Origin of the sequence: Escherichia sp. Lx600-2, assembly GCF_036662595.1 — a bacterium.
Lineage (GTDB): Bacteria > Pseudomonadota > Gammaproteobacteria > Enterobacterales > Enterobacteriaceae > Escherichia > Escherichia coli.
The window spans coordinates 1-1,104 of the sequence record NZ_JAYQWM010000237.1 but is presented as its reverse complement, the minus strand read 5'-3'; the positions used below and the strand labels follow the sequence as shown (position 1 = coordinate 1,104).

The following is a 1,104-nucleotide window of genomic DNA, read 5'->3' as shown; positions in this document are numbered from 1 at the left end:
ACCACCGCTTAAAAATTCTAATGGGCGATTACAGAATACTATCTTATTTCAGCCAAAATATCATGAAAAAGTCGTTATGAATTACATGGAATATCTGGTAACTTGCCAGTTGGATGAACAACAAATGTCATCGCTACTTTATGAAAGAGATGATTTAAGCGCCATTGATTTTTCATTGCTCATGAAGACGATAAAAGCCTTTTCATTTGGTGGCGATCTCCAAACCCTTGCATCAAAACCGGGTTCCACAATCTCAAGCATCCCATCAGAAAGACGGATATTGATTAACATTAACCACGATTTTCCTAACAATGGCAATCTTTTCAATGACTTTCTATTTAACCATCAACAAGATGAACAATTAGCAATGGCATATATGGCCGCTCTCCCGTTCAGCAGGCCTTTAGTTTACTGGGATGGCCAAGTATTAAAATCAACGACTGAAATTAAAAATGATGATGGGTCGACGCGTGTCGGCGGTGAGGCGTGGCTTAATAAAGGTTGCTCTACCTATCAGCAGCTCTACAATGAATTCCACGCATTATATATAGATAAAGCAGGAATATGGAGCGCATTTGAGGGTGTATTTGCAACTAAAAACGTTCTGGCCTTTAGTCGTGGGGATTCTGTGAATATTAATCACTCTCCTCATGACGGACTAGTTATAATAAATAAAGGAAACGAAGAAGTTGAAGGTACCTGGCCTAACAAATTGCAACCTGGAAAATATAAAAACATGGGGAGTAATAGCGTTAACATTATTATTAATAATACCCGAAAATTTATCCCCCCTGGTAAAGTATTTACGCTTAGAGGCGGAACTCTAAATATCAATATTCCTGGGCGTAGCGCTCTTCTTTTAGGGAAAACAGGAGAACTGCCGAACTATCTCTATTTGTAATTTAATGTTATATCTGCCCCGCTAAAACGGGGCAGATAATATGTTTAGTTTACTGACGGTCATTTTGCAGTGAAGCCATTTACTGTTTTTTATCGACCAGATAATCTGTTCTCTGATGGTAATTCCGGCTTTGTTGAATAAATCAGATTTCGGGTAAGTCTCCCCCGTAGCGGGTTGTGTTTTCAGGCAATACGCACGCTTTC

Annotated in this window: 1 protein-coding gene; it reads left to right on the top strand. The window is 39.1% G+C overall.

Translation table 11 applies throughout. The features are described 5' to 3' along the window. The coding region (locus OQV04_RS24745) for an alpha amylase C-terminal domain-containing protein (RefSeq protein WP_332643247.1) at window positions 1-901 on the top strand (901 nt) is incomplete at its 5' end. Between the last annotated feature and the right edge of the window lie 203 nt (window positions 902-1,104).